Annotated in this window: 28 protein-coding genes; 16 read left to right on the top strand and 12 right to left on the bottom strand. The window is 70.9% G+C overall.

What is annotated here, in order from left to right; genetic code table 11:
- Positions 1–26 precede the first annotated feature (26 nt).
- Positions 27–770, bottom strand: a complete 744-nt coding sequence (locus V6N00_RS09245) for an ABC transporter permease (RefSeq protein ID WP_334231800.1) — start codon at positions 768–770, stop codon at positions 27–29.
- On the bottom strand, positions 767–1,657 hold the full coding sequence (locus tag V6N00_RS09240; RefSeq protein WP_334232227.1) for an ABC transporter ATP-binding protein: 891 nt from the start codon (positions 1,655–1,657) through the stop codon (positions 767–769). The genes V6N00_RS09245 and V6N00_RS09240 overlap by 4 nt, the downstream gene beginning before the upstream one ends.
- Before the next feature lie 255 nt (positions 1,658–1,912).
- Between V6N00_RS09240 and V6N00_RS09235 the strand changes: the two genes are divergently transcribed.
- The 6 genes from V6N00_RS09235 (at position 1,913) to V6N00_RS09210 (ending at position 7,254) form a co-directional block, all read left to right on the top strand.
- Positions 1,913–2,713: a helix-turn-helix transcriptional regulator gene (locus tag V6N00_RS09235; RefSeq protein WP_334231799.1), complete on the top strand. Its 801-nt coding sequence runs from the start codon at positions 1,913–1,915 to the stop codon at positions 2,711–2,713.
- Positions 2,714–2,831: 118 nt separating this feature from the next.
- Complete coding sequence (gene sufB, locus V6N00_RS09230; RefSeq protein ID WP_334231798.1) at positions 2,832–4,298, top strand: Fe-S cluster assembly protein SufB; 1,467 nt, start codon at positions 2,832–2,834, stop codon at positions 4,296–4,298.
- 104 nt (positions 4,299–4,402) lie between these two features.
- Positions 4,403–5,746, top strand: coding sequence for a Fe-S cluster assembly protein SufD (sufD, locus tag V6N00_RS09225; RefSeq protein ID WP_334232225.1), 1,344 nt, complete (start codon positions 4,403–4,405; stop codon positions 5,744–5,746).
- Entirely contained in the window at positions 5,746–6,087 is a 342-nt protein-coding gene (locus V6N00_RS09220) for a non-heme iron oxygenase ferredoxin subunit (RefSeq protein WP_334231797.1), read from the top strand. The genes sufD and V6N00_RS09220 overlap by 1 nt, the downstream gene beginning before the upstream one ends.
- A gap of 67 nt (positions 6,088–6,154) precedes the next feature.
- A complete protein-coding gene (sufC, locus tag V6N00_RS09215; RefSeq protein ID WP_334231796.1) occupies positions 6,155–6,916 on the top strand; it encodes a Fe-S cluster assembly ATPase SufC in 762 nt (253 codons plus the stop codon).
- 5 nt (positions 6,917–6,921) lie between these two features.
- Entirely contained in the window at positions 6,922–7,254 is a 333-nt protein-coding gene (locus tag V6N00_RS09210) for a metal-sulfur cluster assembly factor (protein ID WP_334231795.1), read from the top strand.
- Between the two features lie 77 nt (positions 7,255–7,331).
- Here the strand turns inward: V6N00_RS09210 and ypfJ are convergent, their stop codons facing one another.
- Complete coding sequence (gene ypfJ / locus V6N00_RS09205) at positions 7,332–8,231, bottom strand: KPN_02809 family neutral zinc metallopeptidase (RefSeq protein ID WP_334231794.1); 900 nt, start codon at positions 8,229–8,231, stop codon at positions 7,332–7,334.
- A 156-nt stretch (positions 8,232–8,387) separates the two neighbouring features.
- Here ypfJ and V6N00_RS09200 point away from each other — a divergent pair, with 156 nt between their 5' ends.
- Positions 8,388–10,361 (top strand): acyl-CoA dehydrogenase family protein, encoded by a 1,974-nt coding sequence (locus tag V6N00_RS09200; protein WP_334231793.1) that lies wholly within the window; start codon positions 8,388–8,390, stop codon positions 10,359–10,361.
- A gap of 3 nt (positions 10,362–10,364) precedes the next feature.
- Here V6N00_RS09200 and V6N00_RS09195 read toward each other — a convergent pair whose 3' ends face one another.
- From V6N00_RS09195 to V6N00_RS09185, 3 genes are read right to left on the bottom strand one after another with little or no spacing between them, the layout of a single operon-like run.
- On the bottom strand, positions 10,365–11,015 hold the full coding sequence (locus V6N00_RS09195; RefSeq protein WP_334231792.1) for an energy-coupling factor transporter transmembrane component T family protein: 651 nt from the start codon (positions 11,013–11,015) through the stop codon (positions 10,365–10,367).
- Entirely contained in the window at positions 11,012–11,755 is a 744-nt protein-coding gene (locus tag V6N00_RS09190) for an energy-coupling factor ABC transporter ATP-binding protein (protein WP_334231791.1), read from the bottom strand. Before V6N00_RS09190 ends, V6N00_RS09195 begins: the two co-directional genes overlap by 4 nt.
- A gap of 43 nt (positions 11,756–11,798) precedes the next feature.
- A complete protein-coding gene (locus tag V6N00_RS09185; protein WP_334231790.1) occupies positions 11,799–12,461 on the bottom strand; it encodes a biotin transporter BioY in 663 nt (220 codons plus the stop codon).
- A gap of 99 nt (positions 12,462–12,560) precedes the next feature.
- On the opposite strand from V6N00_RS09185, the gene V6N00_RS09180 reads away from it, so the two are divergent.
- Positions 12,561–14,159: an ABC-F family ATP-binding cassette domain-containing protein gene (locus V6N00_RS09180; protein WP_334231789.1), complete on the top strand. Its 1,599-nt coding sequence runs from the start codon at positions 12,561–12,563 to the stop codon at positions 14,157–14,159.
- A gap of 61 nt (positions 14,160–14,220) precedes the next feature.
- Here V6N00_RS09180 and V6N00_RS09175 read toward each other — a convergent pair whose 3' ends face one another.
- Genes V6N00_RS09175 through V6N00_RS09165 form a run of 3 tightly spaced genes read right to left on the bottom strand, consistent with a single transcriptional unit; the run spans position 14,221 to position 15,852 of the window.
- Positions 14,221–15,096 carry an SURF1 family cytochrome oxidase biogenesis protein gene (locus V6N00_RS09175; protein ID WP_334231788.1) on the bottom strand — a complete coding sequence of 292 codons (876 nt, stop codon included), beginning with the start codon at positions 15,094–15,096 and terminating at the stop codon, positions 14,221–14,223.
- Positions 15,089–15,373, bottom strand: coding sequence for a hypothetical protein (locus tag V6N00_RS09170; protein WP_334231787.1), 285 nt, complete (start codon positions 15,371–15,373; stop codon positions 15,089–15,091). The genes V6N00_RS09175 and V6N00_RS09170 overlap by 8 nt, the downstream gene beginning before the upstream one ends.
- The gene (locus V6N00_RS09165; protein ID WP_334231786.1) at positions 15,370–15,852 is read right to left on the bottom strand and encodes a DUF3099 domain-containing protein; all 483 of its coding nucleotides are present in this window, start codon (positions 15,850–15,852) and stop codon (positions 15,370–15,372) included. Before V6N00_RS09165 ends, V6N00_RS09170 begins: the two co-directional genes overlap by 4 nt.
- Before the next feature lie 110 nt (positions 15,853–15,962).
- On the opposite strand from V6N00_RS09165, the gene V6N00_RS09160 reads away from it, so the two are divergent.
- Positions 15,963–16,727, top strand: a complete 765-nt coding sequence (locus V6N00_RS09160) for a beta-ketoacyl-ACP reductase (RefSeq protein ID WP_334231785.1) — start codon at positions 15,963–15,965, stop codon at positions 16,725–16,727.
- A 52-nt stretch (positions 16,728–16,779) separates the two neighbouring features.
- Complete coding sequence (locus V6N00_RS09155) at positions 16,780–17,547, top strand: SDR family oxidoreductase (RefSeq protein WP_334231784.1); 768 nt, start codon at positions 16,780–16,782, stop codon at positions 17,545–17,547.
- A gap of 8 nt (positions 17,548–17,555) precedes the next feature.
- On the opposite strand, the gene serB is transcribed toward V6N00_RS09155, so the two are convergent.
- Positions 17,556–18,533 (bottom strand): phosphoserine phosphatase SerB, encoded by a 978-nt coding sequence (serB, locus tag V6N00_RS09150; RefSeq protein WP_334231783.1) that lies wholly within the window; start codon positions 18,531–18,533, stop codon positions 17,556–17,558.
- A gap of 100 nt (positions 18,534–18,633) precedes the next feature.
- Here serB and V6N00_RS09145 point away from each other — a divergent pair, with 100 nt between their 5' ends.
- From V6N00_RS09145 to V6N00_RS09120, 6 genes are all read left to right on the top strand, one after another.
- Positions 18,634–19,419: an ABC transporter ATP-binding protein gene (locus V6N00_RS09145; RefSeq protein ID WP_334231782.1), complete on the top strand. Its 786-nt coding sequence runs from the start codon at positions 18,634–18,636 to the stop codon at positions 19,417–19,419.
- Positions 19,419–20,216: a sulfite exporter TauE/SafE family protein gene (locus V6N00_RS09140; RefSeq protein WP_334231781.1), complete on the top strand. Its 798-nt coding sequence runs from the start codon at positions 19,419–19,421 to the stop codon at positions 20,214–20,216. The genes V6N00_RS09145 and V6N00_RS09140 overlap by 1 nt, the downstream gene beginning before the upstream one ends.
- Before the next feature lie 7 nt (positions 20,217–20,223).
- Positions 20,224–21,132, top strand: a complete 909-nt coding sequence (locus V6N00_RS09135) for a TrmH family RNA methyltransferase (protein ID WP_334231780.1) — start codon at positions 20,224–20,226, stop codon at positions 21,130–21,132.
- A gap of 24 nt (positions 21,133–21,156) precedes the next feature.
- The gene (locus V6N00_RS09130; RefSeq protein ID WP_334231779.1) at positions 21,157–21,726 is read left to right on the top strand and encodes a hypothetical protein; all 570 of its coding nucleotides are present in this window, start codon (positions 21,157–21,159) and stop codon (positions 21,724–21,726) included.
- A 130-nt stretch (positions 21,727–21,856) separates the two neighbouring features.
- Positions 21,857–22,117, top strand: coding sequence for a hypothetical protein (locus V6N00_RS09125; RefSeq protein ID WP_334231778.1), 261 nt, complete (start codon positions 21,857–21,859; stop codon positions 22,115–22,117).
- A gap of 207 nt (positions 22,118–22,324) precedes the next feature.
- Complete coding sequence (locus tag V6N00_RS09120; RefSeq protein WP_334231777.1) at positions 22,325–23,476, top strand: hypothetical protein; 1,152 nt, start codon at positions 22,325–22,327, stop codon at positions 23,474–23,476.
- 88 nt (positions 23,477–23,564) lie between these two features.
- On the opposite strand, the gene V6N00_RS09115 is transcribed toward V6N00_RS09120, so the two are convergent.
- Positions 23,565–24,074 (bottom strand): hypothetical protein, encoded by a 510-nt coding sequence (locus V6N00_RS09115; RefSeq protein WP_334231776.1) that lies wholly within the window; start codon positions 24,072–24,074, stop codon positions 23,565–23,567.
- Positions 24,075–24,146: 72 nt separating this feature from the next.
- Complete coding sequence (locus V6N00_RS09110) at positions 24,147–25,682, bottom strand: recombinase family protein (RefSeq protein WP_334231775.1); 1,536 nt, start codon at positions 25,680–25,682, stop codon at positions 24,147–24,149.
- Between the last annotated feature and the right edge of the window lie 57 nt (positions 25,683–25,739).

Raw genomic sequence — 25,739 nt, 5'->3', positions numbered from 1 at the left:
AAGAAGAGGAGTGGCGCCGGAGGTGCTCAGTCCCACCGGAACCAGCGGGTGGCGGCCAGGGAGACGACGACGGTCCAGACCAGCAGCACGAGCAGCGGCCCGATGTCGAACGCGCCCGTGGTCAGGGCGGTGCGCAGCGCGTTGCCGAGCGCGGCGGAGGGCAGGAGGTCGACCACGGTATTGAGCCAGCCCGGGAACCGTCCCGTGGGCAGCAGGAGGCCGCCCGCGCCGGCGAGCAGCACCCACAGCAGGTTGGTGATCGCCAGGGTCGCCTCGGGCCGGACCGTCCCGGCCACGAGGAGGCCGAGCGACGTGAAGCAGGCGGCGCCGAGGACGAGCAGGACGACGGCGATGAGCAGGCCCGCGGGATCCGGCCGCCAACCGAGCAGGAGCGCGACGGCGCCGATCACGACGGCCTGCAGGACGAGGACCGCGAGGACGGCGATGGCCTTGCCGGCGATCAGCCCACCGCGGCCGAGCGGCGTCGTCGAGAGGTAGCGCAGCACGCCGTACCGCCGGTCGAACCCGGTGGCGATGCCCTGCCCGGTGAAGGCGGTGGAGACCACGCACAGCGCGAGCACGCCCGGCGTCGCGAGATCGACCCGGCGCGCCCCGTACCCGTCCAGCAGGTCGACGAAGGTCAGGCCGATGAGGGCGAGCAGCGGCAGGACGACGGCGAGCAGGAGCTGCTCGCCGTTGCGGAGCATGCTCACCGTCTCCCAGCGTCCCTGCGCAGCGACGCGGGTGGCGAGCGGCGCGGGGGCGCTCATCGGTCCACTCCCGCGGCCGTACGGGTGGCCAGGTCGAGGAAGACGTCCTCGAGGGTGGGCGTCGACAGGGTCAGACTCGCCGGCATGACGTCGCGGGCGGCGAACCAGGCGCCGAGCGCGGCGAGGTCGGACGGCGACAGGGTGCCGTCGAGCACATAGCTGCCGGGGGAGACCTCGGCGAGTGTCACCCCGTCCCGCGTCGGGAACGTGCCGGCCAGACCGCTCGGGGCCTCGAAGACGAGCCGCCCGGCGCCGGTGGTCCGGGCCGCGTGGTCCTGCAGCAGCTGCGGGACGGTTCCCTCGGCGACCGAGCGGCCGGCGTCGATGATGTAGACGTAGTCGGCCAGCCGCTGCGCGTCGTCGAGCAGGTGGGTGGTCAGGAGGATGCCGATGCCGTCGCGGCGGAGCTGGTCGATGAGGTCGAAGACGACGGTGCGGGACTGCGGGTCGAGACCGGCGGACGGCTCGTCGAGGAACACGACTTCGGGCCGGCCGACGAGCGCCGCCGCGAGGGCCACGCGCTGCTTCTGGCCGCCGGAGAGCCGGCGGATGCTGGTGCGGTCGAACTCGTCGATGCCGAGCCGTTCGACGAGGTCGTCGACCGGTGCCGGGTCCCGGTAGAGCCGGGCGAGGTGGCGCAGCAGGGGTATCGGTCGCCAGGACGGGGGGAGGCCGCCGTCCTGCAGCATGACGCCGACGCGGGCCTTCAGCTCGGGGCCGGCATCCTGCGGGTCGGCGCCCAGCAGGGTGATGTCGCCGCCCTGGCGCGCCGTCAGTCCCTGCGCGCACGCGAGCGTGGTGGTCTTGCCCGCGCCGTTGGTGCCCAGGAGGACCGTGACCTGACCGAAGGCGGCGCGCAGGCTCACGTCGTGGATCACCCGGAGCATCCGGCCCTCGAGGGCGGGCACCGGGCCGACATCCTTGACCAGATGGTCGATGACGAGGGCGGAGGTACTGCGGTCGGGCACCGGCCCAGTCTACCGGCGCGCCCGGGCCGTTCCGACCGTCACAGGGGTGCCTTACTGGCTTCACGGAACAAATTACGAAATGATCATGTTGTGCAACACGTGCAGCCCGAGACCGTGGTTTCCCCGGTGCCGGCCGATGGGCCGGCGGCTGCGTCGCGCCCGGATGCCGGTGCGGTGGCCACGGCGCGGGCGGACGCTCCGGCCGTTGCGACCCGCGGGTTCTCCGGGACGCAGGGCTTCGCGCGCGGATCCCGCGCCCGCCACGGCCTGCGGTCGACGGACGCCGACAACGCCACGCTGCCCGCGACCGAGGCCCGCACCCGTGACCGCGTTCTGCAGATGGTCCTCGAACGCGGCCCCGTCAGTGCGGCCGACCTCGCCAAGCGGCTCGGGCACACCCCGACCGCCGTGCGTCGTCATCTCGACGGGCTGCTCGCCGAGGACCTGATCGAGGTCAAGCTCGTCCGCAGTCCCGGCACGCGCGCCGGACGCCCCGCCCGCCAGTTCGTCCTCAGCCGCGCCGGTCAGGCCAGCCTCGGGGACGACTACCTCGGCATCGCGCGCATCGCGCTGCGGGAACTCGCCCGGATCGGCGGCGAGGAGGCCGTCGACCGGTTCATCGGCGACCGCGTCGACGACCTGGGCCGCCGGCTCGCCCCCGCCGTCGAGGCCGCGGGCGAGGACATCGCCGACCGGGTCCGCGCGCTGGGCAGCGCCCTGGCGGACCAGGGGTTCGCCGGGTCGTCCACGACGGTCGACGCCGGGCCGATGACCGTGATGCAGTTGTGCCAGGGCCACTGCCCGGTGCAGGAGCTGGCCGCGGAGTTCCCCCGCTTCTGCGAGCGGGAGACCGAGATGTTCGCCGGGTTGCTCGGCGTCGACGTCCGCCGGCTCTCGACGCTGGCCGCCGGCGGCCACATCTGCAACACCCACGTACCCACCGGACGGGCGGCGGTCCGGGTCACCCACCGGTGACGCCGTCGGCAGTGCCGGAACCGCGGGCCACCCGCGGTGAGCAGTCTCACGCCGAGCCCGGGCCGTCCCGGCACGGACGGCGACGAGGATTGAGAAGCAAGCAGGAGGAGGAAGGTCGATGACGGAGCAGATGGCCCGTGAGCGCACGGGCGAGCGCGACACCACGATCACCGAGGTGCTCGAGAAGAACCCGCAGCTGAAGGGTCTGGGCGCCTACGAGTACGGGTGGGCGGACACGGACGTCGCGGGTGCCTCGGCGCGCCGTGGCCTGTCCGAGGAGGTCGTCCGCGACATCTCGGGCAAGAAGAGCGAGCCCCAGTGGATGCTGGACCTCCGGCTGAAGGGCCTGAAGTACTTCGACCGCAAGCCGATGCCGCTCTGGGGCTCGGACCTGTCGGACATCGACTTCGACAACATCAAGTACTTCGTGCGGTCCACCGAGAAGCAGGCAGGCTCCTGGGAGGAGCTGCCCGACGACATCCGCAACACGTACGAGCGCCTCGGCATCCCCGAGGCCGAGCGCAACCGGCTCGTCGCCGGCGTGGCCGCCCAGTACGAGTCCGAGGTCGTCTACCACCAGATCCGCGAGGACCTGGAGGAGCAGGGCGTCATCTTCATGGACACCGACACGGCCCTGAAGGAGCACCCCGAGTTCTTCGAGGAGTACTTCGGCACCGTCATCCCGGCCGGCGACAACAAGTTCGCGTCGCTGAACACCGCGGTGTGGTCCGGCGGCTCCTTCGTGTACGTGCCCAAGGGCGTGCACGTGGAGATCCCGCTGCAGGCGTACTTCCGGATCAACACCGAGAACATGGGCCAGTTCGAGCGGACGCTGATCATCGCGGACGAGGACTCCTACGTCCACTACATCGAGGGCTGCACCGCGCCGATCTACCAGTCGGACTCGCTGCACAGCGCCGTCGTGGAGATCATCTGCAAGAAGGGCTCCCGCGTCCGGTACACGACCATCCAGAACTGGTCGACCAACGTCTACAATCTCGTGACCAAGCGGGCCATCGCCCACGAGGGCGCCACCATGGAGTGGATCGACGGCAACATCGGCTCGAAGGTCACCATGAAGTACCCGGCCGTCTACATGGTCGGCGAGCACGCCCGCGGCGAGACCCTCTCGATCGCCTTCGCCGGCGAGAACCAGCACCAGGACACCGGCTCGAAGATGGTGCACATCGCGCCGAACACGTCGAGTTCGATCGTCTCCAAGTCGGTCGCCCGCGGCGGCGGACGCGCGGCCTACCGCGGTCTCGTCCAGGTCCGCGAGGGCGCCAAGCACAGCAAGAACTCCGTGGTGTGCGACGCCCTGCTGGTCGACACCATCTCCCGCTCGGACACCTATCCGTACATCGACATCCGGGAGGACGACGTCACCCTGGGTCACGAGGCGACGGTGTCCAAGGTCAGCGAGGAGCAGCTGTTCTACCTGATGTCCCGCGGCCTGCCCGAGACCGAGGCGATGGCGATGATCGTGCGCGGCTTCATCGAGCCGATCGCGCGGGAGCTGCCGATGGAGTACGCGCTCGAGTTGAACCGGCTGATCGAACTGCAGATGGAAGGGTCCGTGGGCTGAGGATGGCCGAGACGAACACCACCGAAATCACCACCGAGGACGACGTCGAGACCCAGCGGGTCGACGGCGTCGAGGTCGGGAACGCCCGGGTCGCCATTCCCGGCATGAGCCTGGAGGGCGAGAAGCTCGCCGACGACACCGAGCCGGCCGAGGCCGGCGAGGGCACGGCCGTGACCGGCGACGAGGCGGCCGTCGTCGACGGCGCCGCGGACCAGGGCACCGACCCGTCGTTCGGCACGACGGCGACCGCCCCGGTCGAGGCCGACCACGGCACCGAGCAGCACGGCGCGAAGAAGCACTCACACGGCGGCGGCTACGGCATCCCCGACTCCTCGCGGGCGGGCCGGCTGACCTCCTACCGGGTGGCCGATTTCCCCGAACTGACCGGCCGTGAGGAGGACTGGCGGTTCACGCCGCTGCCGCGGCTGCGTGGCCTCGAGAAGGCCGAGCTGACCGGGGCTGCACCCACGGTCACCGTGGACGGTTCCGAGTCGGCCGTCGCGGTCGTCCGCGTCGAGACCGTCGGCCGGGACGACGCCCGCATCGGCGTCGCCGGCATCCCCGAGGACCGGGTCTCCGCCAACGCGTGGAGCGCGTTCACCGAGGCCACCGTGCTGACGGTGCCCGTCGAGACCGAGGTCGAGGGCTACGTGCACGTGCGGATCGAGGGCTCCTCCCTCGAGCCGGCGGCCGGCCACCTGGTCATCGACGCCGAGCGTCACTCCCGCGCCGTCGTCGTGCTCGACCACGCCGGCTCTGCCACCCTCGCGCAGAACGTGGAGATCCGGCTCGGCGACGGGGCGGACCTGACGGTCGTCACGCTGCAGGGCTGGGCCGACGACGCCGTGCACGTGAGCTCCCAGCAGGCCCGCATCGGCCGGGACGCGCACCTGAAGCACGTCGCGGTCAGCCTCGGCGGCGACCTCGTGCGGCTCACGCCGTCCACGCGGTACGCCGGTCCCGGCGGCGACGTCGAGATGTACGGCCTGTACTTCGCCGACGCCGGCCAGCACCTGGAGCAGCGGCTCTTCGTCGACCACGCGCAGCCGAACTGCAAGTCGCGGGTCACCTACAAGGGCGCGCTGCAGGGCAAGGACGCGCACACCGTGTGGGTCGGCGACGTGCTCATCCGGCCCGAGGCCGAGGGCACCGACACCTACGAGATGAACCGCAACCTCGTGCTCACGGACGGCGCCCGCGCCGACTCCGTGCCCAACCTGGAGATCGAGACGGGGCTCATCGAGGGTGCCGGCCACGCCAGCGCCACCGGTCGCTTCGACGACGAGCAGCTGTTCTACCTGATGGCTCGCGGCATCGACGAGGCGACGGCCCGCCGGCTCGTCGTGCGCGGCTTCCTTCACGAGATCGTCCAGCAGATCGGCGTCGAGCAGATCGAGGAGCGCCTGATGGCGGCCCTCGAGGACGAACTGAACGCCGGGAACCTCTGATGCCCGCCGGTGAGCTCGTCGCCCGCACCGAGGACATCGCGTCCGGGTCCGCGGTGCGCGTGCTCGTCGGCGGCTATCCCGTCGTCGTCGCCCGCGACTCCGACGGAGACCTGCACGCCCTCGCGGACACCTGCTCCCACGGGCAGGTGTCCCTCGCGGAGGGCGACGTCGAGGGGTGCGCGATCGAGTGCTGGGGCCACGGCAGCCAGTTCGACCTGCGCAGCGGCGAGCCGTTGAGCCTGCCGGCCTACGACCCCGTCGCCGTGTTCGCCCTCGCGGTCGAGGACGGCGCGGTGTGGGTCGACACGGCCACCGTCACCAACGGCGCAGACCTCACCTGAGACATCCGGGCCACGGCCCACCCCCAACGCCACTGAACCACTGAGCACCAAGGAGACAGCGAACCCCATGTCCACTCTCGACATCCGGGACCTGCAGGTCAGCATCGAGACCGAGCAGGGCACCAAGGAGATCCTCAAGGGCGTGAACCTCACCGTGAAGACGGGGGAGACGCACGCCATCATGGGCCCGAACGGCTCCGGCAAGTCCACGCTCGCCTCCACCATCGCGGGCCACCCGCGGTACAACGTCGACGGCGGCTCCATCACGCTCGACGGCGAGGACGTCCTCGCCATGAGCGTCGACGAGCGCGCCCGTGCGGGCCTGTTCCTGGCCATGCAGTACCCGGTCGAGGTGCCCGGCGTGACCATGACGAACTTCCTGCGCACCGCCAAGACCGCCATCGACGGGGACGCCCCGTCGCTGCGCACCTGGACCAAGGAGGTCCGCGAGGCGATGAGCCAGCTGCGGATCGACGCGGACTTCGCGCACCGCAACGTCAACGAGGGCTTCTCCGGCGGCGAGAAGAAGCGCGTCGAGATCCTCCAGCTCGAGCTCTTCAAGCCGAAGTTCGCCATCCTCGACGAGACCGACTCCGGCCTCGACGTCGACGCGCTCAAGGTCGTCTCCGAGGGCGTCAACCGGGCGCAGGCCGCCGGTGGCATGGGCACGCTGCTCATCACCCACTACACGCGCATCCTGCGCTACATCAAGCCGGACTTCGTCCACGTGTTCGTCGACGGCCGGGTCGCCGAGGAGGGCGGCGCGGAGCTCGCCGACCGGCTCGAGGACGAGGGCTACGACCGGTTCCTCACTCCGGCAGGGAAGTGACGACGATGAGTGACACGACCGCAGCGGGCCGGACCGGCCTGGAGGACGTCGAGGAGGCCCTCAAGGACGTCATCGACCCCGAGCTCGGCGTCAACGTCGTCGACCTCGGCCTGCTCTACGGGCTCAAGTACGCCGACGACGGCGCCCTGCTCATCGACATGACGCTCACCACCGCGGCGTGCCCCCTGACCGACGTGCTCGAGGAGCAGGTCGGCCAGGCACTGGACACGATCGTGGACGAGTGGCGGATGAACTGGGTCTGGATGCCGCCGTGGGGTCCCGAGCGGATCACCGAGGACGGTCGCGACCAGATGCGGGCCCTCGGCTTCAACATCTGAGACACGCCACCGACACCGAGAGGCCCCGGCAGTTCCACGGAACCGCCGGGGCCTCTCTGCGTCCTGTCGACGGTGCCTTACAGCTGCGAGGCCCGCAGGGTGTCGCAGCGGGTGATGTCACCGGTCCTGTAGCCGTTCATGAACCAGCGCTGGCGCTGCGCCCCGGTGCCGTGGGTGTAGGTCTCGGGCTGGGTGTAGCCCTGGGCCTTCGTCTGGATCCGGTCGTCGCCGATCTTCCCGGCCGCGTCCAGCGCCTCGTTCAGCTGCGTGTCGGTGATCGGGTCGAGTGACACCGGCCCCTGGTTCTGGTCGCTGGAGGCGTGCCGTGCCCACAGGCCCGCGTAGCAGTCGGCCTGCAGTTCGACGCGCACGGCGCCGGACTCCGCTCCCTGCGGATCGCGCTGTGCGTACCCGAGGGTGCCGAGCAGGTCCTGGATGTGGTGGCCGAACTCGTGGGCGACGACGTACTCCTCGGCCAGCGGGCCGCCGGCGGTGTCGAACTGCTGCTGCAGCAGGGAGAAGAAGCTCAGGTCGAAGTAGGCCGTCTTGTCGTTGGGGCAGTAGAACGGGCCGGTGGAGCTCGACGCCGTCCCGCAGCCGGTGCTGACCCGGCTCGTGAACAGCTGCGCGCGCGGCCGGGTGTAGGTCACGTCGTACTTCGGCAGGTACGCCGCCCAGAACTGGTTGAGGCTGTTGACGGTCGCCACGACGCGGCAGTCGCTGCGCTGGTTCGCCTGCTGGCCGGTCTGGCAGGACGAGAGCGAGGAGCTCACGGCGCTCGGCTGATCCTGGGCCGGGGCGTTGTTGGTGCCCTCGATGTCCCCGGGATTCAGGCCGAGCATGACGGCGATGAGGGCGATGACGAGACCGCCGATGCCGCCGCCGGCGATGAGGCCGCCACGGCCGATGCCGCCGCCTCCGCCGCGGGAATCGCTGACCTGGGACGGGTCCAGCTGGGACCCCGCGTCGAAGCTCATGGACACACCCTAGTGGGCGGTCCGCCCGCGGAACGCGGTGACCGGCGCGGTGACCGGCGCCGTGACCGGATCGGGTACTACCGCGGTGTCGGTACCGCTGCGTAGCATGAGGCCACGCCGGACGTCCTCGGCCGGCCCGAGGGAAAGGGGCACGCCATGGGCGTGCAGACCCACCGATCATCCGACACCGGCCCGGCCTCCGGCACCGGCCCGGTCACCGAGAAGCGGGCCCGCGAGACCGCGGAGGCCGCCCGGGAGACCCGCTGGGACCGGCCGAGCTTCGCCAAGGGCCTCTTCCTGGGGCGCCTCGATCTCGGCCTGATCCACCCCGTGCCCACCGGCGACCAGCGGTTCGAGGAGGAGGGGGCGGAGTTCCTCGGCCGCCTGCGGACCCTGTGCGAGGACCTCGACGGCCAGCTGATCGAGCGGGAGGCGCGGGTCCCCGACGAGTACCTGCACCGGATGGCGGACCTCGGCCTGTTCGGCATGAAGATCCCGCGCCGGTACGGGGGCCTCGGCCTGAGCCTGACCGTCTACGGCCGGGCGCTCACGCTGGTCGGCTCCGTGCACCCGAGCCTGGGCGCCCTGCTCTCGGCCCACCAGTCGATCGGCGTGCCGGAACCGGTCAAGGTGTTCGGGACCGACGAGCAGAAGGAACGGTTCCTGCCGCGCTGCGCCCGCGGCGCCGTGACGGCGTTCCTGCTGACCGAGCCCGACGTCGGCTCCGACCCGGCCCGCCTGGCGACCACCGCGACGCCCACCGCCGACGGCGACTACCTGCTCGACGGCGTCAAGCTGTGGACCACCAACGGGGTGATCGCCGACCTCGTCGTGGTGATGGCCCGGGTCCCGGCGCACACCGATGCGACCGGTGCGCCACGGCCGGGCGGCATCAGCGCCTTCGTCGTCGAGACGAACGCGCCGGGCGTCACCGTCGAGCGACGCAACGCGTTCATGGGGCTGCGCGGGATCGAGAACGGGGTCACCCGCTTCCACCGGGTGCGGGTCGCCGCCGCCGACCGGCTCGGCGCCGAGGGGCAGGGCCTGAGGATCGCGCTGACGACCCTGAACACCGGGCGCCTCGCCATCCCGGCGATCTGCACGGCGGGCGGCAAGTGGTCGCTGAAGATCGCCCGCGAGTGGAGCGGCGCGCGCGTCCAGTGGGGCCGGCCGGTGGGGCAGCACCAGGCGGTCGCCGCGAAGATCGCGTTCATCGCCGCCACCACGTTCGGGATGGAGGCGGCGTGCGAACTCTCGACGCGGCTGGCCGACGCGGGCAGCAAGGACATCCGCATCGAGGCGGCGCTGGCCAAGCTGTGGTGCAGCGAGATGGCCTACCGGATCGCGGACGAGCTCGTTCAGATCCGCGGCGGCCGCGGCTACGAGACGGCGGCGTCGCTGGCCGCCCGCGGCGAACGCGCGGTGCCCGCCGAGCAGCTGCTGCGCGACACCCGGATCAACCGCATCTTCGAGGGCTCGACCGAGATCATGCACCTGCTGATCGCGCGCGAGGCCGTCGACGCGCACCTCGCCGCCGCGGGCGACCTCGCCAGCGCGGACGCGGACCTGGCCGCGAAGGCGCGCGCCGCGGTCGGTGCGAGCGGCTTCTACGCGTCCTGGCTGCCCCGGCTCGTGGTGGGCGACGGCACCCTGCCGACCGGTTTCCGCGAGTTCGGGCCGCTGGGCCGGCATCTGCGGTACGTCGAACGCGCCTCACGGCGCCTGGCGCGGCAGACGTTCTACGCGATGGGCCGGTGGCAGGCGGGCCTGGAGAAGAGACAGGTCTTCCTCGGGCGGATCGTCGACATCGGGGCGGAACTGTTCGTGACGGCGGCCGCCTGCGCCTGGGCACGCCATCTCGAGCAGACCGAGAAGGAGCGGGGCGCCGGTGCCGAGCAGCTGGCCGGCGCGTTCTGCGAGCAGTCACGACTGCGGGTCGAGCGGCTCTTCGACGAGCTGTGGCACAACACCGACGACGGGGACACCCGCCTGGCCGCGCGCGTCCTGGCCGGGGACGTCGCCTGGCTCGAGGAGGGCGTCGTCGACCCGTCCGAGGGCACGGGTCCGTGGATCGCCGACGCGTCACCGGGCCCGAGCAGCGCCGAGAACCTGCTGCGCCGCATCGACTGAAGCCTAGCGCTCGGCTCCCGGCGGTACCGGGTCGCCCAGGCCGCGGGCGGCCAGGGCCAGGCCGGTGCGCTGTGCGTGGTCGACCGTCCGCAGCACGACCGGCAGCGTGCGGGCCCGCAGGGACCGCTGCAGGCCGCGGGCGAGGGCGGCGTCCCGCGCGTCGTCGAACGCCCCCGCGATCCAGGGCAGGGAGCGCAGGACGATGAGGGTGGTCAGGGCGAACCGGTCCGGGTCCGCGCCGAGGCGACGCAGCGGCCGGACGGCGGTGACGACGCCGTCGAGCAGGCGACCCGTCGGGGTGGTCGCGGTGAGCAGCTGCGCCGAGGTCATCGCGGCGAGCAGGACGGCGACGACGGCCACGGCCTGACCGATGCTCGGCGCGCTGCCGCCGCCGGCGAGCACCTGGTAGCCGCCGACGAGCAGCAGGACCACCCAGCCGGCCCGCGCGGGCGCGAACACGCGGCGAGCGGGCACCCGGGACGACCCGGCGACCAGCAGGACGACCGCGAGCAGCGCCAGGGCGGGCAACGGATCGCGCGCCAGGACGGCCGCGACCGAGACCAGCACCATGCCCACCGCCTTGACGCGCAGCCGGGCCCGGTGGACGGGGGAGTCGCCCGGCCAGTACGCGCCGAGCTCGCGGGCGGCGCTCACGAGCCGCCGCCGGTCGAGCCGGGTGGCCCCGGCCGCAGTCCCTCGTCGCAGCGCCGCCGGTAGAACGCGACCGCGGCCGGGCCGTCGTCGTCGGCGATCACCCGGCCGTCCTCGAGGACGAGCACCCGGTCGCAGGCGGCGGCCAGGTCCAGGTCGTGGGTGCTCATCAGCACCTGCTGGTCCAGGGCTGCGAGGGTGCGGCGCAGCAGCAGGGTGTTGCGCAGGTCGAGCAGCGTGGACGGTTCGTCGAGGACAAGGACCGCCGGGCCGACGGCGAGGACGACGGCCAGCGCGCCGAGCTGCCGTTCCCCGGCCGAGAGGTCGAACACGCTCTGGTCCGCCAGGGCTGTCAGGCCGAAGCGGTCGAGCACCTCGGCCGCCCGGGCGGCACGCTCGCGGCGGGGGACGGACCGGCGCAGCGACAGGGTCACGTCCTCCCGCAGTGTGGGCATGATCAGCTGGGCCGAGGGGTCGGTGAACACGAAGCCGACACGGGACCGGATCGTCGCGGGATCGTGCCGAGTGTCCACGCCGTCCACCGTCACGGACCCGGCGGTGGGTTCCTGGAGAGCGTCGACCAGCTTGAGCAGCGTCGACTTGCCGGAGCCGTTGGCGCCGATCACGGCGATCCGCCGTTCGGTCAGCTCGAGCGTCAGGGGATGGAGGAGCGTGCGACCGGCCCCGCGTCCGGTCTCAGAGCCGACCTCGACGGCGGCGCCGTCGAACGCGATCCGGCTCATCGCCCGATCGCGGGCCCGCTCACGGCCGGCCGGGCGCGGAAGGTCACCGCCGCGGCCCGAGCAGGGCGGGGAACGCCCGGTGCACGGTGAGGGCGACCGCGACGGCGACGGCGCACTTGAGCAGGTCGACGGGCAGGAACGCGACGTCGGCGGCCAGCGCCGCGGGGAAGGCCAACCGGGCGTTGAGCATCAACCCGGCGATTCCGGCCGGGTGGACGATGAGCACGGTGCCGGCGACGGCCGCGCCGACCAGGGCGAGCGCGCGACCGACGCGGGGCAGCGGGCGACGGCGGCGCAGCGCCAGCGCGGCCAGCCCACCGGTCAGGGCGGCGGCGAACGGGAAGGCCACGAGGTATCCGGCCGACGGTCCGGCGAGCACGGCCAGTCCACCGCGGAATCCCGCGAGGATCGGCAGCCCGGCCAGGCCGAGCACCACGTAGAGCCCGACGGCGGCGAACGCCCGGGTCGGCCCGATCAGCAGTGCGGTGAGCATGATCGCGAGCATCTGCAGGGTGATCGGCACGCCCGCGGCCAGCGGGATCGCCGGAGCGAGCGAGGCCGCCGCGACGAGCGCGGTGAAGACGCCGATCAGCGAGAGATCGGTGGCGTCCCAGCGTCGGCGAGCGCCCTGACGCCGTCGCAGTCGCGTCTGCGGCACCGCCGATCCGGTGTCCGGGGTGGGACGTCGGTCACGAGTCGCGGGCATGGGGGCACTCCAGTGGCTAGAATGGATCGGCTCTCTCAGGCATCGTGCCACATCGAAGGACGCGACCGCCGAGCCATCGTCGAGTTGGGACTTTCATCTGTGATCAGCGTTCAGGACCTGGAACTGCGTGCCGGAGCACGCCTGCTCATGGAGTCGGTGACGTTCCGGCTCGATGCGGGCGACAAGATCGGGCTCGTGGGCAGGAACGGCGCCGGCAAGACGACGCTGACCAAGGTGCTCGCCGGGCAGACGCTGCCCGCGGGCGGCACCATCACCCGGTCGGGGGAGATCGGCTACCTGCCGCAGGACCCGCGGTCGGGCGATCCCGAGCAGCTGGCGCGCAACCGCATCCTCTCGGCTCGCAACCTGGACGACGTCATCACCCGCATGCGCAAGGCCGAGACGGACATGGCGAGTGAGAACGACGCCGTCCGCGACAAGGCCATGGCCCGCTATGGCCGGCTCGAGGCGGAGTTCCTCGCCGGCGGTGGCTACGCGGCGGAGGCCGAGGCCGCCTCGATCGCCTCCAACCTCTCCCTGCCGGACCGCATCCTCGCCCAGCCGCTGCGCACCCTCTCGGGTGGTCAGCGTCGCCGCGTGGAGCTCGCCCGGATCCTCTTCTCGGGCGCGGACACGATGCTGCTCGACGAGCCCACCAACCACCTCGACGCCGACTCCATCGTCTGGCTGCGCGACTTCCTGTCCGCTCACCAGGGCGGCCTCCTGATCATCAGCCACGACGTGGGACTGCTCGAGCAGACCGTGAACAAGGTGTTCCACCTGGACGCGAACCGCGCGGTCATCGACATCTACAACATGGGCTGGAAGACGTACCTGACCCAGCGGGAGACCGACGAGCGCCGCCGGCACCGGGAGCGGGACAACGCCCAGAAGAAGGCGCAGGTCCTCATGGACCAGGCCAACAAGATGCGCGCCAAGGCGACGAAGGCGGTCGCGGCCCAGAACATGGCCAAGCGCGCCGAGAAGCTGCTGGCCGGGATCGAGGGACCGCGCGTCAGCGACCGGGTGGCCGCTCTGCGCTTCCCCGAGCCCGCCCCGTGCGGGAAGACCCCGCTGACGGCGGAACACCTGAGCAAGTCCTACGGCTCGCTGGAGATCTTCACCGACGTGGACCTGGCCATCGACCGCGGGTCCCGCGTCGTCGTCCTCGGCCTCAACGGCGCCGGCAAGACGACCCTGCTCAAGCTCCTGGCGGGCACGGAGGACCCGGACACCGGGGGCATCGTCCCCGGGCACGGGCTCAAGCTCGGCTACTACGCGCAGGAGCACGAGACGCTCGACGTGAACCGCACGGTGCTCGAGAACATGCGCACCGCGGCCCCGGACCTGAAGGACGCGGAGGTGCGCGGCGTCCTCGGCTCGTTCCTGTTCTCCGGTGACGACGTCTCCAAGCCGGCCGGGGTGCTCTCCGGCGGCGAGAAGACCCGGCTCGCGCTGGCGACGCTGGTCGCCTCCTCCGCCAACGTGCTGCTGCTGGACGAGCCCACGAACAACCTGGACCCGGCCAGCCGCGAGGAGGTCCTCGGGGCTCTGCGCAACTATGCGGGCGCCGTCGTCCTCGTGACCCACGACGAGGGCGCGGTGGAGGCGCTGAACCCCGAGCGGGTCGTGCTGTTGCCCGACGGCGTCGAGGACCACTGGAACGCCGACTACCAGGACCTCGTGTCCCTGGCCTGACGGCCGCCCATCCGGCTCGGCCTCACCCGTGGGTCGAGACCGCGACGCGTCGCCGCTGCTGTCACCGCCAGCCGGCGGCGTCGAGCAGCGCGTCCTCCTCGTCCTCCGCGGTGCGCCGCGTGCGGCGTCGGGGTCGCTTCTTCAGGGCACCCGACCGCAGGTGCACCGGGATGTCCTCGTCGTCGTCGAGCCCGCCGTTGCGGTTGAGCCAGGCCTGCTGCCGCGCCGCGTAGCCGAGCCCCACGAAGCCGAGCAGCCCGAACGCGAACCACTGCATGGCGTAGGAGAGGTGCGGACCCTCGTCGAGCGACGGCTTCGAGAAGGCCACCGGTGAGGTGGCCGGCGCGGGCTTCTCGTCGTCCAGGGCCGCGTAGGCGCCGGTGGCAAGGGGCGTGCCGAGCTGCCCGTCGATCTGGGCGGCGTAGACCGTGAGGTCGATCGAGGCGAGCTGGCCGGCGGGGGCGCCGCGGTCCACGGCGGCCTCGGGGTGCTTGAGCCGGGCGACGACGTCGACGGTGCCGGCCGGGGGAGCAGGCACCGCGGCGGAATCGCCGTTGCTGCCGAGCTGGAGCCAGCCGCGGTCGATGACGACGATCGGTCCGGCACTCGTGCGGAAGGGCACGAGCACCTCGAAGCCGGGCTGGCCGTTCAGGGGCCGGTTGCGCACGACGCGGGTCTGCTCCGGCAGGTACCGGCCGGTCATCTGCACGGGCGTCCATTCGCGTGCCGTGTCGAACTGCCGGAATTGGCCGGCGGCCTGGGCGAAGGGGACCGGGGCGCGGTCGTAATTCGTCTCGATGGTGTCGATCGCGGCGACCGTCTCGGCGCGGCGGTCGAGCTGCCAGTGGCCGAGGAACGCGCACATGATCGCGAACAGCACGGCGAGGGCGAACCAGCCGAGCCACTGCGGGGTGACCAGGAAGCGGTAGTCACGCACGGGCGTCACCGCCGTCGGGAACTGCGTCGTCAGGAACCGTGCCGTCGAGAGGCAGCGTCTCGCGCCACAGCCCGCGCTCGGTCAGGTAGGACTGCAGCCAGTCGCGGTGGTCTCCGCAGGCAAGCCACTCCTTGCGCCGCTCCGGGGTGTGGATGCGCGGGTTGTTCCAGCGGAGGCGCCAGCGGGCGGCGGCCCGGCAGCCGCGGCGCGAGCACTGCGGCGCATCCGGACCGGTGGGACCGGGCGCGCCGGAGAGGCTGCCGAGGAGATCGGTCATGCCGGGGACTCCGGCCGGCGACCGGTCCCGGGCTCGCCCTCGTCCGGGGCGGCCGCGTGGGAGCCGGACCCTGATCCACCGGGTGCCCGGTGTCCGCCGGGAGCGTCGTCGTCGAGCACCTCGCCGTCGAGCACCTCGTCCTCGACGCGGTCAGGTCCGCGGGTCAGGGCGGGGCGCGGCGGCTCGGTCACCGTGGACTGGTTGCTGTTGCTCACGTCGACGGTGCCGCCGGCGTTGGCGATCACGACGGCGATCCAGGGGAGGATGACCGCACCGGCGATCATGACCCACCGCAACCAGCCGTCGAGGACGAACGCGAGCACGATGCACACCAACCGGATGCCCATCGAGGTGGCGTACCGGATCATGCGCCCGTTCATGTCCGAGGAGTGGGACTGCTGGGCATCGGTGATGGTGTGGACGTCGGGGGTGCCGGGGCGGCGGCGCGAGCCGCGGCCCTCGGTGTGATTCTGCGTCATCATGTCTCGTCTACCGGCTATTCTCCCACCGCGGACGCGAGGGGGGAAACGACGGCCGGGACCGCGCCCCGTAGGATCGACGGGAATCGATTCCAGCTGCGGAGGTACGGATGTCACAGGGTGAGCAGGCGACGAGCGGTCGGGCGCGGGAGGAGACCGTCGAGCAGCCGAGCGGGCGCAGTGTGCTCGTCACGGGCGGCAACCGCGGCATCGGCCGGGCCATCGCCGAGGAGTTCCGCGCCAACGGGGACAAGGTGGCCATCACCTACCGCAGCGGCGAGCCGCCCGCCGGGTTCCTCGCCGTCCAGGCGGACGTGACCGACGCCGCCTCCCTGGACGCCGCGTTCACCACGATCGAGGCCGAGCACGGCCCGGTCGAGGTCGTCGTCGCCAACGCCGGCATCACCCGCGACACCCTGCTGCTGCGCATGTCCGAGGAGGACTTCACCTCCGTCCTCGACACCAACCTCACCGGTGCGTTCCGGGTGGTCAAGCGGGCCGCGCGCGGCATGATCCGGCTGAGGAAGGGCCGCGTCGTGCTCATCTCCTCGGTCGTCGGCCTCTACGGCTCCCCGGGGCAGATCAACTACGCCGCCTCCAAGGCCGGCCTGGTCGGCATCGCCCGGTCCCTGACCCGCGAGCTCGGCTCCCGCAACATCACGGCCAACGTCGTCGCCCCCGGGTTCATCAACACCGAGATGACGGCCGAACTGCCGGAGAAGCAGCAGCAGGAGTACAAGGCGTCGATCCCGGCCGGCCGGTTCGCCGAGACCGACGAGGTCGCGAAGGTGGTCCGCTGGATCGCCTCGGACGAGGCCGCCTACATCTCCGGCGCGGTCATCCCCGTCGACGGCGGCCTCGGCATGGGCCACTGACGCCCGGACTCCCCGACACCCACTCGCACCCGTCCCTCACAAGGAGCACCCCGTGACCGAAGAGAACACCGCCACCCCGTCCGGCCCTCTGGCCGGCAAGAGCGCGATCGTCACCGGCTCGTCCCGCGGCATCGGCGCCGAGGTGGCGCGACTGCTGGCCGCCCAGGGCGCCGGCGTCGTCGTCAACTACCGGCAGAAGGCGCCACGGGCCACCAAGGTCGTCGCCGGCATCGAGGCCGCGGGCGGCCGCGCGGTGGCCGTCGGGGCGGACCTGACCGCCGAGGGCGGCGCCCAGGCCCTCGTTGACGCGGCGAAGGAGAACTTCGGCGGCCTCGACGTCCTCGTCCTCAACGCCTCCGGCGGCATGGAGGCCGATCTGGGCGAGGACTACGCGATGCGGCTGAACCGGGACGCGCAGGTCAACATGCTCGAGGCGGCCGTGGCCGCGATGCCGACCGGTTCGCGCGTCGTCTTCGTGACCAGCCACCAGGCGCACTTCATCGAGACCGTGCCGACGATGCCCGAGTACGAGGCGGTCGCCCGGTCCAAGCGGGCCGGCGAGGACGCGCTGCGCCAGCAGCAGCCGGAGCTGACGGGCCGGGGCATCAGCCTGGTCGTCGTCTCGGGCGACATGATCGAGGGCACCGTCACGGCGACGCTGCTGGACCGGGCGCGCCCCGGCACCCTCGACGAGCGCCGCACCGACGCCGGCAAGCTCTACTCCGTCGAGGAGTTCGCCGCCGAGGTGGCCCGCATGGTCACCGCGGACGTGCCGACCGGCCACACGGAGTACGTCGGCGGCGCCGACCACATGAAGTAGGGCCTCCCCTAGAAGTCCGGCAGGCCCGCGAGGGCGCCGATGGCGTCCAGGCGCGGCAGGTTCAGCTGGGCGTCCGCCGCGCGGCGCAGCGCCGGCTTCGCGTTGTAGGCCACGGAGAGGGCGGCCCCGGCGAGCATGTCGAGGTCGTTCGCGCCGTCCCCGACCGCGATCACGTGGTCGGGGGCGACGTCGCCCGCGGCCGCCCACTCGCGCAGGCTCGCGGCCTTGACCGCCCGGTCGACGACGGCGCCCTCGACCCGGCCGGTCAGGGCGCCGTCGCGCACCTCGAGCACGTTGGCCCGGTGGTGGGTCAGGCCGAGGCGGCCGGCGAGCGGGGTGAGCACCTGGGTGAACCCGCCGGAGACGGCGGCGACGTGGTGCCCGTCCGCGAGCAGGGCCGTGACCAGCCGTTCGGCTCCGGGGGAGAGGCGCACCATGCCGACGACCTCCTCGATCACCCGCACCGGCAGCCCGGCGAGGGCCTCGACGCGGGCGTGCAGGGACTGGGCGAAGTCGAGCTCGCCCCGCATCGCCGCGTCGGTCACCGCGGCCACCTCGGCCTCCCGGCCCGCATGCGCAGCGAGCATCTCGATCACCTCCTGCTGGATCAGCGTCGAGTCGACGTCCATGATCAGCAGCAGCCGGCCGCCGTCGTGCAGGGCGTCCGGGACGACGGCCAGGTCCACGCCCGGCACCGCCTGCGCGACCGGATCGGGCCGCAGGACCGACCGGAGCATCGCCGCGGCCGCCGGGGCGTCCTCCAGTTCCCCGAGGGGCCAGCGGGCCCACGCGTAGCCGGGTCCGTCCGCGTCGTCGTCGTGCCCGCCCGTGACCGGCTCGGGCAGGGGCAGACCCGCCTCCCGCAGGGCCTGCTCGACCAGTGGAGCGGCGTCGTGCGGCCGGGCGCGCGTCGCCTCGGTCTCGGCCGCCGACGGCCTCGCGGGAGTCGTCGGGGCAAGGGCGATCACGGAGAAGGCGGGAGGCACACCGGGGAGTCTAGTCAGCGGCGCGCCCGGCCCCGACGGCCGCCGTGCGGGCGCGTCTCGCTTCGTCGAACCCCGACCCGGTGACCTAGGCTCTTGGCTCATGGGTGATGTGCTGGAACTGGACGCGGTGAGCATCGTGCGGGGCGGGAAGACCCTGCTGGACGCCGTGGACTGGGACGTCTCCGACGGGGACCGCTGGATCGTGCTCGGCCCCAACGGCGCCGGCAAGTCCACGCTCCTGCAGATCGCCGGGGCCCGCATGCACCCCACGTCGGGTACCGCCGAGATCCTCGGCGAGCGGATGGGCGCGGTCGACGTGTTCGAGCTGCGCCCGCGCATCGGCATGACGTCCGCACTGCTGGCCGCCCAGATCCCCGCCGACGAGACGGTCGTCGACACCGTCGTCACCGCCGCCTGGGGCGTCACGGGCCGCTGGCGGGAACGCTACGAGGGCTTCGACGAGGACCGCGCCCGGGAACTGCTCGGCGACTGGGGCATGGGTTCCCTGACCGACCGACGGTTCGGCACCCTGAGCTCGGGTGAGCAGAAGCGCGTCCTGATCGCTCGTGCCCTGATGACCGACCCCGAACTGCTGCTGCTCGACGAGCCGGCCGCGGGGCTCGACGTCGGCGGCCGCGAGGACCTCGTCGGGCGGCTCGCGGACCTGCTGGCCGACCCGTACGCGCCGGCCGTCGTCATGGTCACCCACCACGTCGAGGAGATCGCGCCGGGCTTCACGCACGCGCTGCTGCTGCGCGACGGCGCCGTCGTCGCCGCGGGCCCGCTCGACGAGGTGCTGACCAGCGAGAACCTCAGCCAGACGTACGGCATCGAGCTGGAGCTCACGCGCGACGGTGACCGTTTCCACGCGGTCGCCGCTCGCTGATGAGCATCCTCGCGTCCGCCCTCGTCGTTCTCGCCGGCCTGTGGGCCGGCACCATCAACGCCATCGTCGGCTCCGGCACGCTGGTCACCTTCCCCGTGCTCGTCGCGCTGGGCATCCCGCCGGTGACGGCGACGATCTCCAACGCGATGGGCCTGGTTCCGGGCGGTGCGGCCGGAGCACTCGGCTACCGCGCCGAGCTGAAGGGCCTCGGCAAGCTCGTGGCGCGGCTGCTGCCCGCGTCCCTGCTCGGCGGGATCACCGGCGCCACCCTGCTCCTGCACCTGCCCGAGTCGGTGTTCGAGATCGTCGCACCGTTCCTCATCGTGGTCGCTCTCGGGTTCGTCATCCTCCAACCCCGGCTCCAGGCGTGGGTCCGCCGCCGCGCCGAGGCGCGCCGGCAGCCCGTCACGGGGGATGCGGTGCTGCACCAGCCCCCCATCCTGTACGTGCTCGTGTTCCTGGCCGGCGTGTACGGCGGCTATTTCGTCGCGGCGCAGGGCATCCTGCTGGTCGGTATCCTCGGCGTGTTCATGGTGGGCACCCTGCAGGCCGCCAATGCGATGAAGAACGTGCTCGTCCTCGGCGTGAACGTCATCGCGGCGATCTCGTACCTCATCTTCGCGCTGCAGCGGATCGACTGGTGGGTCGTGCTGCTCATCGCCGTGGGCTCGACCGTCGGCGGCCTCGTCGGCGCGCGGATCGGCCGCCGGCTCAAGCCGGTCGTGCTGCGCGGGGTGATCGTCGTGCTCGGCCTCGTGGCCCTCGGCGTCATGATCGCCCGCCTCGTCACCGGCTGAGACACCCGTGCCCATCGTCCGGATCACCGACCCCGCCGACCCCCGGGTCCACGACTACACGAGCCTGACCGACGCGGCCCTGCGCCGCCGCCGTGAGCCGGCCGAGGGCCTCTACATCGCGGAGAGCTCCACCGTGGTGCGCCGTGCCCTTGCCGCGGGTCACCGGCCGCGGTCCTTCTTCCTCGCGCAGGCGTGGCTCGCCGACCTCGCCGACGTCCTCGACGCCCATCCAGAGATCCCCGCCTACGTGGGGGAGCCGGCGGTACTGCAGGAGATCGCCGGCTTCCACCTGCATCGCGGGGCGCTGGCGGCCATGCACCGGCCCGAGCCGGTCGATCCCGGGCACCTGGTCGCGCACGCTCGGCGCGTCGCGGTGCTGGAGGACATCGTCGACCACACGAACGTGGGCGGCTCTGAACTTCGAGAGCCATACCCGCAGGCCAGCGGGTCGCAGCGTCGCTCGCGGATCGCGATCCTGGACGGATTGGTCGACCATACCAATGTTGGCGCGTGTTTTCGCTCCGCCGCAGCGATGGGGGTCGACGCAGTCCTGGTGACTCCGACATGCGCGGATCCGCTCTACCGCAGGGCGATTCGCGTGTCGATGGGGACGGTCTTCCAGGTGCCGTGGACACGCATCGACTCCTGGCCGAGTGGCGTCGATCAGCTCAAGGCGGCTGGATACGTCGTGGCGGGGATGACGCTGGGGGAGGGCTCGATCACTCTCGACGAGCTCGTGGACGAAGACCACCAGAACCTCGCGCTCGTGTTCGGTACCGAGGGACACGGGCTTTCCGCTCAAACGGAGAAGGTGCTCGATCGGAGGGTCACGATCCCGATGATGGGTGGTGTCGATTCGCTGAACGTTGCGGCGAGTTCGGCGGTGGCGTTCTACGCGACGCGGTCGACGAGCTGAGATCGGGCAAGGACGGACGGGACCATGCATCTGACATTAGTCACCCAGATCGTTACCGCCGTGGCGACGCTTCTCGCGTCGCTCGGCGGGTACCTGCTCGCTGGCCTGAACGAGCGACGGCGCGACGAGAGAACTCGTATTCGTGAGAGCGAGTCACGGCGCTTCGAACGTGCTGCCCAACTCGAAGACGAGGGCCATGCCTTCCAACGGGAGACGCTCCTATCACTGCAGGACGCGTTGCAGAAGATGGCGCGCCTGACAGGCAAAGCGATGCACTTCGATCACATGCAGGCGCGTGAAGGGAAGTACACCCAGCTCCCCGACGGGCTCGACGAACAGATGCTCGCTGCTGACGTCGAGGTAAGCCGGCTGACGGCACGGATCCTCGATCCCCGCGTACGTGTCGCGGTCAAAGACCTCACCAAGCTCTCAGCTCAGCTTTCGACGCTTCCCACCGATTTGCAGGGGCTAAACGGCAACGATCTGGAGCGCCGCGGTGACGCGAGGCTGCGTGAGTTCGGGGACGGGTACAACGCGGTAATGGACGTCCTCGGGGAAGCGGTACGCCGTGAGATCGACTGGCGACCCTCGTAGGTGACAAGAGGCGGGATATTGAATCGGCTCGTTCAAACAGCGGCTCGCGGTAATCCTCAGCGGCCGCCGTCAGGGTCCAGGGCGCAGGGCGGGAGGGGCGCGGACGCCTCTCGAGCGGGAGAATAGAGCCATGGATGCCAGCCTGCTCCCCGAACCCGACAGCGAACTCGGCTATTCCGAGCATCAGCTCACCGGTATACTCGGCGACCGCATGGCCGACTTCCACGAGTACATGGACATGAAGACCCATGCGTTCGGCGACCGGGGTCCTGTCTACTACCCGACCGACGTGCGTCGTTACGTCGAGCACAGGTTGCCGCCTCGTTCGGCTCCGCTCTCTCGTGCGCAGGTCGCGGCTGTGCTCTCGGCCCGTGATGAGCGCTTGTCCTGACCGTTCGGAGACTGGGGCAAGCTCGGTTTGGTCTGGACTCGCGCAAGTCGGAGGATTTCTCGACCATCAGTGTGGTTGTTGGGACCGCAGCCGATCCGCTCGGGATCCACAGCACGAGATTGGGCCGATTCGCTCCCAGGTCGTGTGGCATGTGTGAGTGACCAAAGGAGCATGGGCTAACCAAGACGCCGATCAGGAGGGCCGAGGATGAGTTCGAGCTACGCATGGTTGCCCGACCACCATCTTGGGGTGGCCGCGGCGCTCGCCCACGCCGACGAGCTCATCGGGGAAGTCGCCAGTTTGCTCTTCGACTATCAGACGCAGCCGGAAGGGATCATCCAGCTGCGAGAGGTGCCGATGGTCACGCACAGTCAGACTGTCGTCACCAGCATCTCGCCGATCCCGCGCAAGGTCGCCCTCCTGGTCGCCGACGCCCTGGTCGTCCTGCGCAACGCGATCGAGCACACGCTGTTTGCCGAGGTTGAGTACCGCGATGGCAGACTCGATGAGAAGGTGGCCAAGGTCGTTGAGATGCCGGCGGCGCAGACCTACGACGCATTCGACGCATGGGTGAAGGGTCGAGCGAGGAACGGGCCGCGGTCTCTGCAGCGGGGTAGTGAGTTGATCAAGCGCATCGAGGGGCTACAACCCTTCCAACGGACATTGGACCCGCATGAACACCCGCTGGCGCTGCTAGCGTCACACACGAACCACTCCAAGCACCGAGCGCCGGCGATCACGGCCGTCCGCCTTGCAGCGATCCACCGTGAAGACCGCACGCCTCCGTCGCTGGCAGACGTGGAGCGCCGACCAGAAGTGCCTCTGCGGATCGGAGAGGTGATCGCGGAGACACCGAGGGGCCAGCACATCCCCGTTGCGCTCTTCCCGACCATCGGTATCAACCGGCCCGGTACCGAGCGCTGGCCGGTACTGATGAAGGAGCTCGACGAGATCGCCACGTGGGTACGGACTCAGGCGATGCCACGGCTGATCACCGGGATCGAGCCGCCGGCACCGGTCTTGCCTGCTCGGTACGAGATCTCGGTCGGCCATAAAGATGAACGCAGTGCACTGTCGCGCGGGCAGACGACTCCTGCAGCGCAGCTGCACAACGACCGCCTCGGAGCCGCAGCCGTACGACTCGACATGGTCGAAACCATCGCCCAGATGGATGATGCCCCGAGCAGCGCGCAGATCTCGGCATGGCTGGAGAGCTTGTCGGACCAAGAGATGCTTGCCCGGATGCGGCAACTGAGACCTACCGTCACATATGAGCCGGAGATCGTGTTGAGCAACTTCGCCGTGCTCGAGCAGATGCGTGACGACGCCCGCCGGTTCTCGGGGCTTTCGGATAAGTGATAGTTAGGCCACTGACCTCTGGCGTGGCGCTAGCCACGAACATCGTTCATGACCTCTTCCGGAATGACCGTGAGCATCTGAGTGCAGGTCACGGCAGCTTGATCTGCGGCGGCACCCACGGTCCTCTGATCGGGCCGGTCACCATGTAGGCGTCAGGCAGGTTCCCGCCGGCCCTTACTTCGCCCTGAAGCGCCTCTTCGAAGGCGATGGCGATGACCGAGAGGTCGACGATCTCGCGTACCTTCCAGACTCGCTCCCGCAGTTGAGGGGCATCACCCTTCTTGGCGGGCGGAGAGTGCTTCACGTGGTAGCCCACGTCGCGGAGCTCCAAGCCGTTCCCGTGCACCAAGTGGTTGCGCTGCTCGGCGATGGCAGCGTACGCATCTGCAACTTCGGCTCGCCCGAGCCGGCGCAGCTCCTCGACGACCGACTGGCCGGACTTGCCAGTGAACTTGGCTCGCACCTGGCCGGCATCTCCGCCAGCGTCTGTCCTGATGCGGACGATGAGTTCGACCAGCGTCGTCTCCAGCATCGCCGCCCGGACCACAAGGAGGCCCAGGGCCTTCGTCGTCTCGCTTACGTCATCCAGCTCGCTCATCTAGCCAGGGTATAGACCGCGAAACCGGAGGCGACGCTGCCGGACAGCCTTCGCCGGCACGCCGACGACTGATCAGCGCCAGTGGAACGTTACGCGATCCCGATTGATGCCGCGCTTGCCGCGCTCGTCTTTGCCGACGCGGTGGATCCGGGGCTCAACGAGCAACCTGATGACCTGACGCTTGTCCACGATCGCAAGCTGTTCCCACCGTGCCTCGACGTCGTTCGACCCGGCGAGCTCGATGATCATCGGGTCAGTCGCGGTGAGTGACTCCAAGCGCTTCTGCGCCGCGTCGATCTTCGGCTGCACCCGGCGCTCTTGGTCGAACAACGCGGTGACGTTGCGCTCGCGCTCAGCCTCGGCGCGCACCTGCTCGAGCCACTCTCGGTGTCCGCGGATCTCGTCCAGCAGCGCCGCCGGCTCCTCGTCCACGCCGTTGTCTTCCTGTCCGACACGAGCCAGGAAGTCCGGGCGCTGGATCCGCGCGAGCACGACCTCGGTGACGAGCAGGTCCAGGTGGACCTCCCGCATGGCGACGTGAAAACCTGTCTTCCCGGGCGCGCCGTGGCAGAGGTACGTGTTGTAGAAGGCCCGCGGGAGTCTCTCGCCGGTCTCCGCGTCGTAGCGCTGCTTCCCGGCGTTCTGCTTGCCGATTCGCGTCCCAGCGCCGCACACCCCGCACACGGCGATCCCGCCGAGCAGGTGCCTCGCCGGCCAGCTATTTGTCTTCTGCTCGCTGCGGGAGGCCATGATGCTTTGCAGCTTCGTCCACTCGGCCGGTTCGATGAGCGGAGGCCAGACGGTCTGCACGTCCTCGAGCACCTCGCCCTGGTCCTGCCGAAGACCGGCGTACGCCGGTATCTTGAGCATCTGCTTGATCGCCGGGGTCGTCCACCCGAGCACGGTCCGGCGATCGGTGTACGCGGCTCGACGAGGCGGGATGCCTCGTGCGTTGAAGTCCTTGGCGATCGCACAGAACGTCTCACCCGCGAACACCCGGGCTGCCGCCTCACGAACGATCGGGCCCTGCTCGGGGTGCTCCTCGACCCTGACTAGCCGCCGCGTCTCTGAGTCGTAAATGCGCTGGTATCCAAAGATGTTCTTACCGTGTGGCCGGCCTTTCTCGCCGTTGGCCCGCACGTTCCGCCTGACCCGTGACGACGTCTTGGCCAACTCGTACTCGGAGTCCACCGCGTCCTCGAGCAGAGTGCGCCGGTCCCGGGCGTTGGCCGGGTCGTACAGCCTGCCGTGCGTGGTCACCCAGATCCTGACCCCGCGCTCCTCACAAAGCTCGATCAGCGTGACCCACTCGCCGGTCCGGCGGGACCCGCGCGAGGACTCCCAGAGAGCGAGGGCATCGGCGTCGAAAGCGTCGTCCTCGAGATCGGCCAGCAGGCGCTGGAACTCCGCCCGCGCGCTCTTCGAGTAGCGCGACGCGCTGACCGACGTCGGCTCACGGTACGGGTCGCTGTGCAGCCTCCAACCAGAGTGCCGTGCAACCGCCTCGGCGTTCTCATCGTGCTGCTGATCGGGCGACCGCCCCTCTTGCCCGGCTCGATCCTTCGAGACGCGGAGGTACTCCCGCAGGACGAGGTCGGTCGGATCCACAAGAGTAGGGCACCCACCTCGAACATCATTCGTAACGAGGAGATTGTGGCGACAATG

It is taken from the genome of Tersicoccus mangrovi, assembly GCF_036881825.1.
GTDB lineage: Bacteria > Actinomycetota > Actinomycetes > Actinomycetales > Micrococcaceae > Tersicoccus > Tersicoccus mangrovi.
The sequence above is the reverse complement of the archived record's forward strand: the minus strand, read 5'-3'. Positions and strand labels throughout refer to the sequence as shown.

What these genes read in the sequence shown, in the direction of transcription:
- V6N00_RS09245 (WP_334231800.1), bottom strand. Translation starts at nt 770, where the DNA reads ATGAGCGCCCCCGCGCCGCTCGCCACCCGCGTCGCTGCGCAGGGACGC.
- V6N00_RS09240 (WP_334232227.1), bottom strand. Translation starts at nt 1,657, where the DNA reads ATGCTCCGGGTGATCCACGACGTGAGCCTGCGCGCCGCCTTCGGTCAG.
- sufB (WP_334231798.1), top strand. Translation starts at nt 2,832, where the DNA reads ATGACGGAGCAGATGGCCCGTGAGCGCACGGGCGAGCGCGACACCACG.
- sufD (WP_334232225.1), top strand. Translation starts at nt 4,403, where the DNA reads ATGAGCCTGGAGGGCGAGAAGCTCGCCGACGACACCGAGCCGGCCGAG.
- V6N00_RS09220 (WP_334231797.1), top strand. Translation starts at nt 5,746, where the DNA reads ATGCCCGCCGGTGAGCTCGTCGCCCGCACCGAGGACATCGCGTCCGGG.
- sufC (WP_334231796.1), top strand. Translation starts at nt 6,155, where the DNA reads ATGTCCACTCTCGACATCCGGGACCTGCAGGTCAGCATCGAGACCGAG.
- V6N00_RS09210 (WP_334231795.1), top strand. Translation starts at nt 6,922, where the DNA reads ATGAGTGACACGACCGCAGCGGGCCGGACCGGCCTGGAGGACGTCGAG.
- ypfJ (WP_334231794.1), bottom strand. Translation starts at nt 8,231, where the DNA reads ATGAGCTTCGACGCGGGGTCCCAGCTGGACCCGTCCCAGGTCAGCGAT.
- V6N00_RS09200 (WP_334231793.1), top strand. Translation starts at nt 8,388, where the DNA reads ATGGGCGTGCAGACCCACCGATCATCCGACACCGGCCCGGCCTCCGGC.
- V6N00_RS09190 (WP_334231791.1), bottom strand. Translation starts at nt 11,755, where the DNA reads ATGAGCCGGATCGCGTTCGACGGCGCCGCCGTCGAGGTCGGCTCTGAG.
- V6N00_RS09185 (WP_334231790.1), bottom strand. Translation starts at nt 12,461, where the DNA reads ATGCCCGCGACTCGTGACCGACGTCCCACCCCGGACACCGGATCGGCG.
- V6N00_RS09170 (WP_334231787.1), bottom strand. Translation starts at nt 15,373, where the DNA reads ATGACCGATCTCCTCGGCAGCCTCTCCGGCGCGCCCGGTCCCACCGGT.
- V6N00_RS09165 (WP_334231786.1), bottom strand. Translation starts at nt 15,852, where the DNA reads ATGACGCAGAATCACACCGAGGGCCGCGGCTCGCGCCGCCGCCCCGGC.
- V6N00_RS09160 (WP_334231785.1), top strand. Translation starts at nt 15,963, where the DNA reads ATGTCACAGGGTGAGCAGGCGACGAGCGGTCGGGCGCGGGAGGAGACC.
- V6N00_RS09145 (WP_334231782.1), top strand. Translation starts at nt 18,634, where the DNA reads ATGGGTGATGTGCTGGAACTGGACGCGGTGAGCATCGTGCGGGGCGGG.
- V6N00_RS09140 (WP_334231781.1), top strand. Translation starts at nt 19,419, where the DNA reads ATGAGCATCCTCGCGTCCGCCCTCGTCGTTCTCGCCGGCCTGTGGGCC.
- V6N00_RS09130 (WP_334231779.1), top strand. Translation starts at nt 21,157, where the DNA reads ATGCATCTGACATTAGTCACCCAGATCGTTACCGCCGTGGCGACGCTT.
- V6N00_RS09125 (WP_334231778.1), top strand. Translation starts at nt 21,857, where the DNA reads ATGGATGCCAGCCTGCTCCCCGAACCCGACAGCGAACTCGGCTATTCC.
- V6N00_RS09120 (WP_334231777.1), top strand. Translation starts at nt 22,325, where the DNA reads ATGAGTTCGAGCTACGCATGGTTGCCCGACCACCATCTTGGGGTGGCC.
- V6N00_RS09115 (WP_334231776.1), bottom strand. Translation starts at nt 24,074, where the DNA reads ATGAGCGAGCTGGATGACGTAAGCGAGACGACGAAGGCCCTGGGCCTC.